Origin of the sequence: Streptomyces cahuitamycinicus (genome assembly GCF_002891435.1) — a bacterium.
Lineage (GTDB): Bacteria > Actinomycetota > Actinomycetes > Streptomycetales > Streptomycetaceae > Streptomyces > Streptomyces cahuitamycinicus.
On sequence record NZ_POUC01000515.1, the window covers coordinates 1 to 5,001 of the forward strand.

Consider the following 5,001-nt stretch of genomic DNA (forward strand, 5'->3'; position numbering starts at 1 on the left):
TTTTTCACCTGTGCCCGGTACCGTCGGGCCGTCCCACCCCGTGTTGATGAGTGCAGGGAGCCCCATGACCACCGCCACCACCCGCCACAGCGAGCGGCGGATCAGTCCCGTCTTCGTCGGGATCGTCGCCGTGACGGCGGTCACGGGATGGGCGACCTGGACCGGGTTCGCCGAGCAGCCCGGCGTCGCCGTGTTCCTCTTCGTGACGGCGGCATGGATCGTCTCGCTCTGTCTGCACGAATACGCGCACGCGCGCACCGCCCTGCACAGCGGCGACATCTCCATCGGCGCGAAGGGTTATCTGACCCTGAACCCGTTGAAGTACACGCACGCGCTGCTCAGCATCGTGCTCCCGGTGATCTTCGTGATCATGGGCGGTATCGGGCTGCCCGGCGGCGCCGTGTTCATCGAGCGGGGGCGGATCCAGGGGCGCTGGAAGCACAGTCTGATCTCGGCGGCGGGCCCGCTGACGAACGTGCTGTTCGCCGTCGTCTGCACCGCCCCGTTCTGGCTGGACGCGCTGGACGGCGTGCCGAACGACTTCCGGTTCGCCCTCGCCTTCCTCGCACTGCTCCAGGTGACGGCGGCGCTGCTGAACTTCCTGCCGGTGCCGGGCCTGGACGGCTACGGCGTCATCGAGCCCTGGCTGTCGTACGGCATCCGGCGCCAGGTGGAGCCGTTCGCGCCGTTCGGCCTGCTCTTCGTGTTCGCCCTGCTGTGGCTGCCGGCGGTGAACGGCGTCTTCTTCGACGTGATCGACACGATCCTGAAGTCCCTGGGGATCAGCGACTTCGAGACGTACTGCGGGCAGGCGCTGTATCGCTTCTGGCAGGGCTCGAACGAGTTCTGTTCGGCGGCTCCCTGACGGGCGCGGGTCAGCCGGTGACGGACTTCCGCTGCTTGGCGCGCTTGGCGTAGTACCAGCACATGTTGGACGACAGGCCCGCCAGCAGTACCCACACGATCCCCAGGAGGCTGCCCCGCGTGAAGGAGACCACGGCGGCGGCCACGGAGAGGACGCAGACGATCAGGGCGTAGAGGGCGAGGCGGGGCATGGGGTCGACTCCTGTCGGGGGACACTGCGGCACTGCTGGTGCCGTCCAGTGTCCCCCATGTGCGTCACCGGCTCACACGTCGGTGACCCGCAGGCCCGCGTGCGCCTTGTACCGGCGGTTCACGGAGATCAGGTTCGCCACCAGCGACTCCACCTGATGGGCGTTGCGCAGCCGTCCGGCGAAGATGCCGCGCATGCCGGGGATGCGGCCGGCGAGGGCCTGGACGATCTCGACGTCGGCGCGGACCTCCCCGAGCACCATCACGTCGGTGTCGATCTCGTCGATCTCCGGGTCCTGGAGCAGCACGGCCGACAGGTGGTGGAAGGCGGCCGTGACCCGGGAGTCCGGCAGCAGGGCGGCGGCCTGCTCGGCGGCGCTGCCCTCCTCGGGCTTGAGGGCGTAGGCACCCTTCTTGTCGAAGCCGAGCGGGTTGACGCAGTCGACGACGAGTTTGCCTGCCAGTTCCTCGCGCAGGGATTCGAGGGTCTTGCCATGGCCGTCCCAGGGCACGGCGACGATCACGATGTCGCTGCGGCGGGCGGTCTCGGCGTTGTCGGCGCCCTCGACGCCGTGGGCGAGTTCCTCGGCTGCTGCCCGGGCGCGGTCGGCGGCACGCGAGCCGATGATCACCTTCTGGCCGGCCTGGGCGAGCCGGTAGGCCAGGCCCTTGCCCTGCGGCCCGGTTCCGCCGAGCACCCCCACCACGAGTCCGGAGACGTCGGGCAGGTCCCAGGGGTCCTTGGCGGGGGCCTTCTGGGCGTTGTCGGTGGCAGCACTGTCGGTAGAGGTCATGGCCCCGACTCTACGACCGTGCCATCGCCCCGACTCCACGACCGTGCCACCGCTCCGGGGCCCGGCCGGTGGGCGAGGACGACCTGAGCGGGGTCGTCTGCGCGGGCGTCGCCGTAGCGGGCGGGCGACCCGTCGTTCGACGGCGGTACGGGTGACCGGTCGGCCTACCCAGCCCGGGCGAATACGAGGTGAACCGCACGTGGCGAGTGACCGCTCGGGGCAGGATGCGCTCCCATGGATGCGGTTCGGGTCGCTTTGCTGCGGGAAGTGCTCGCCGGGACGGAGTGGCTGGGGGCGACGCGGCGGTTCGCCGGGGCGCTGCGCGGCTCGGTGGTGTCGCACGGAGGCGGGCTGCTGCTGGTCGGCACGCCGTCGTACGAGCCGTGGCATCTGGCCGCGCACCTGGTGGACGAGGCCGCCTGGTCGGGCACTCCGGAGCTGGCCCCGACCCTGGTGCGGCACAACGCGCGCCCTTCTGATCCGGCGCACCTGGCGGTCGGTCTGGGCCGGCTGGAGGCGGCCAGGCGGGGCGAGACACTGCTGGTGGTCGCCCCCGGCGAGCCCGCGGCACCACTCGTGGAACGGGTGTCCGATGCCCGTCGCGCCGGAGCGACGGTTCTTGCCCTCGGCCCCGGGCAGGGCGAGTTGCCGTCCATGGCGCACGAGACCCTGGCCGTGCCCGACGGCTCGGAACTGGACCTCGACACGGTGCAGCACCTGGTCAGCGCGGCGGCCGGGGAGAACGCCCTGCCGACGCCGCGTGGGCGGCGGCGCTTCCGGGACCGGGTGGCCCGCCTGGCTGAGCACCTGACGGCACCGCCGCCGGCCCGCTGGTGACATCCGCGCGGTCCTGCTGCGGGCTCGGTGCCCCGCCCTCGCGAACGCCCGGATCCGCGGCCACGCGAACGCCCGGGCCCGCGGCCACGCGAACGCCCGGGCCCGTGACTGTCGCGGACCCGGGCGCCGTTGGGGGCTCAGCTCTCGTCGTCCCTGCCGCCCGCCGGGGCGTCGTGCCACTTGGGGTCGTTCTCCCACTGGAGGTTGCGTTCGCGGGCGGTCGCCATCGCGTGTTCGGCCTCCGTGCGGGAGGCGTACGGCCCGAACCGGTCCTTGTTGGGGCACTCCGGCCCCTCTTCGACCTTCTTGTGCTCCAGGCAGTAGTACCACTCACCCGGCTTGCCGACCGTGCGCTTCTTGAACAGGGCCATGACCAGCTCCTCTCGCCACCGTCATGTTCCCCCATGGCCGCTGGTTAGACTCGCTGGCATGTCTGGCCAGTCGCTGCTCGTACCAGGGGAGCTGTCCCCCACCCGTCCCGTGCCCGGAAACATCCGCCGCCCCGAGTACGTCGGCAAGCCCGCGCCGACGCCGTACACCGGACCGGAGGTGCAGACGCCCGAGACCATCGAGGCGATGCGCGTGGCCGGCCGTGTCGCGGCCCGGGCGATGGCGGAGGCCGCGAAGCTGATCGCCCCCGGGGTGACCACGGACGAGCTGGACAGGGTCGCGCACGAGTACATGTGCGACCACGGCGCCTACCCCTCGACGCTGGGCTACCGCGGCTTCCCGAAGTCCCTGTGCTCGTCGGTCAACGAGGTCATCTGCCACGGCATCCCGGACTCGACGGTCCTGCGCGACGGCGACATCGTCAACCTCGACGTGACGGCGTACATCGGCGGTGTGCACGGCGACAACAACGCCACCTACCTGGTGGGTGACGTCGACGAGGAGTCGCGGCTGCTGGTGGAGCGGACCCGGGAGTCCCTGGAGCGGGCGATCAAGGCGGTGAAGCCAGGCCGGCAGATCAACATCATCGGCCGGGTCATCGAGTCGTACGCCAAGCGCTTCGGCTACGGGGTCGTCCGCGACTTCACCGGGCACGGCATCAACTCGTCGTTCCACTCTGGCCTGATCATCCCGCACTACGACAGCCCGCACGCGACGACGGTCATCCAGCCCGGCATGACGTTCACGATCGAGCCGATGCTGACGCTCGGGACGCACGAGTACGACATGTGGGACGACGGCTGGACCGTCGTCACGAAGGACCGGAAGCGGACGGCCCAGTTCGAGCACACGCTGGTGGTGACGGACTCGGGCGCGGAGATCCTCACGCTGCCGTAGCCCGCACCGCCCGCACGCCACCGCACCACCCGCACGTCACCGCACGGCCCGCCCTCCTCCGGGGGCGGGCCGCTTCTTTCGGTGCCGGGGGTTTTTACCGACAGCCCGTCGGGAAAAGTACGCCCATGGAATCCTTCTCGACGCTCCTTCGGACCGCTTCTCGCGAGCAGCACGAGGAGGTCAGGGGCTCGACCTTCATCGGCGACCTGCTGGGGCGCAAGCTGGGGATCGACGCCTTCGCGCGCTACACGGAGCAGCTGTGGTTCGTGTACGGCGCGCTGGAGTCCGGCGCCCGGCGGCTCGTCGCCGACCCGGTGGCCGGCCCCTTCGTCCGGCCGGAGCTGTTCCGCATGGCGGCGCTGGAGCGGGACCTGGAGTACCTGCGCGGCCCCGGCTGGCGGAGGACGGTCAGCGCGCTGCCGGCCACCCTGGAGTACGCCGAACGGATCACGGCGTGCGCCCGTAGCCGGCCGGCCGACTACGTCGCCCACCACTACACCCGCTACCTCGGCGACCTCTCCGGCGGGCAGATCATCCGCGACACGGCCGAGAGGAACTGGGGTTTCGCGAAGAAGGGCGACGGCGTCCGCTTCTACGTCTTCGAGGAGATCCCCAACCCGGCCGCCTTCAAGCGGACTTACGCGGAGCTGCTGGACGCGGTGCCCGGTGGCGAGCTGGAGCGGCAGCGGATCGTGGCCGAGTGCAAGCGGGCGTACGGGCTGAACAACGCGATGTTCGAGGCGCTGGGCGAGGAGTTTCCCCTGACGGCGACGCGCTCCGGTCAGGTCAGCGTTCCAGATGGACCCGGCCGCCGACCTCGGTCCATCCGCCCGGCTGGGGCGCGGTCAGGATCTGGGAGCCCGAGCCCTGGGTGATGTTCAGGGCCCGGCCCAGCCGGTCGGTGAGCAGCAGGGCAGCGGCCCCGGTCGCCTCGTCCTCGTCGATGCCGTCACCCCGGCCGGGGAAGGCCCGGGCCCGGATCCGCCCGGCGGGCTCGTCCTCCCACGCCCAGGCGTACACCCTCCCCCAC

At 71.2% G+C, this 5,001-nt stretch carries 6 protein-coding genes and 2 pseudogenes; 4 read left to right on the forward strand and 4 right to left on the reverse strand.

From position 1 onward, the window contains the following. The first annotated feature begins 64 nt into the window (after positions 1-64). Positions 65-865 (forward strand): site-2 protease family protein, encoded by an 801-nt coding sequence (locus tag C1J00_RS38090; protein ID WP_102913471.1) that lies wholly within the window; start codon positions 65-67, stop codon positions 863-865. Positions 866-875: 10 nt separating this feature from the next. On the opposite strand, the gene C1J00_RS38095 is transcribed toward C1J00_RS38090, so the two are convergent. Both C1J00_RS38095 and npdG read right to left on the reverse strand, forming a co-directional pair. Next, positions 876-1,055 (reverse strand): hypothetical protein, encoded by a 180-nt coding sequence (locus tag C1J00_RS38095; protein WP_102913472.1) that lies wholly within the window; start codon positions 1,053-1,055, stop codon positions 876-878. 72 nt (positions 1,056-1,127) lie between these two features. Beyond that, on the reverse strand, positions 1,128-1,847 hold the full coding sequence (gene npdG, locus C1J00_RS38100; RefSeq protein WP_102913473.1) for an NADPH-dependent F420 reductase: 720 nt from the start codon (positions 1,845-1,847) through the stop codon (positions 1,128-1,130). Between the two features lie 234 nt (positions 1,848-2,081). On the opposite strand from npdG, the gene C1J00_RS38105 reads away from it, so the two are divergent. Next, positions 2,082-2,684, forward strand: a complete 603-nt coding sequence (locus C1J00_RS38105) for a hypothetical protein (RefSeq protein WP_102913474.1) — start codon at positions 2,082-2,084, stop codon at positions 2,682-2,684. Positions 2,685-2,821: 137 nt separating this feature from the next. Here the strand turns inward: C1J00_RS38105 and C1J00_RS38110 are convergent, their stop codons facing one another. Further along, on the reverse strand, positions 2,822-3,055 hold the full coding sequence (locus tag C1J00_RS38110; protein ID WP_102913475.1) for a hypothetical protein: 234 nt from the start codon (positions 3,053-3,055) through the stop codon (positions 2,822-2,824). Positions 3,056-3,113: 58 nt separating this feature from the next. Between C1J00_RS38110 and map the strand changes: the two genes are divergently transcribed. Both map and C1J00_RS38120 read left to right on the forward strand, forming a co-directional pair. Continuing rightward, entirely contained in the window at positions 3,114-3,971 is an 858-nt protein-coding gene (map, locus tag C1J00_RS38115; RefSeq protein WP_102913476.1) for a type I methionyl aminopeptidase, read from the forward strand. Between the two features lie 125 nt (positions 3,972-4,096). Continuing rightward, positions 4,097-4,741 (forward strand): annotated as a pseudogene (locus C1J00_RS38120) (biliverdin-producing heme oxygenase); the annotation flags it as partial. Positions 4,742-4,757: 16 nt separating this feature from the next. Here C1J00_RS38120 and C1J00_RS38125 read toward each other — a convergent pair. Continuing rightward, positions 4,758-5,001 (reverse strand): annotated as a pseudogene (locus C1J00_RS38125) (PhzF family phenazine biosynthesis protein); the annotation flags it as partial.

Bases quoted from the DNA above. Each gene is read 5' to 3' on its own strand.
- npdG (WP_102913473.1), bottom strand. From the start codon at position 1,847: ATGACCTCTACCGACAGTGCTGCCACCGACAACGCCCAGAAGGCCCCC.
- map (WP_102913476.1), top strand. From the start codon at position 3,114: ATGTCTGGCCAGTCGCTGCTCGTACCAGGGGAGCTGTCCCCCACCCGT.
- C1J00_RS38105 (WP_102913474.1), top strand. From the start codon at position 2,082: ATGGATGCGGTTCGGGTCGCTTTGCTGCGGGAAGTGCTCGCCGGGACG.
- C1J00_RS38095 (WP_102913472.1), bottom strand. From the start codon at position 1,055: ATGCCCCGCCTCGCCCTCTACGCCCTGATCGTCTGCGTCCTCTCCGTG.
- C1J00_RS38110 (WP_102913475.1), bottom strand. From the start codon at position 3,055: ATGGCCCTGTTCAAGAAGCGCACGGTCGGCAAGCCGGGTGAGTGGTAC.
- C1J00_RS38090 (WP_102913471.1), top strand. From the start codon at position 65: ATGACCACCGCCACCACCCGCCACAGCGAGCGGCGGATCAGTCCCGTC.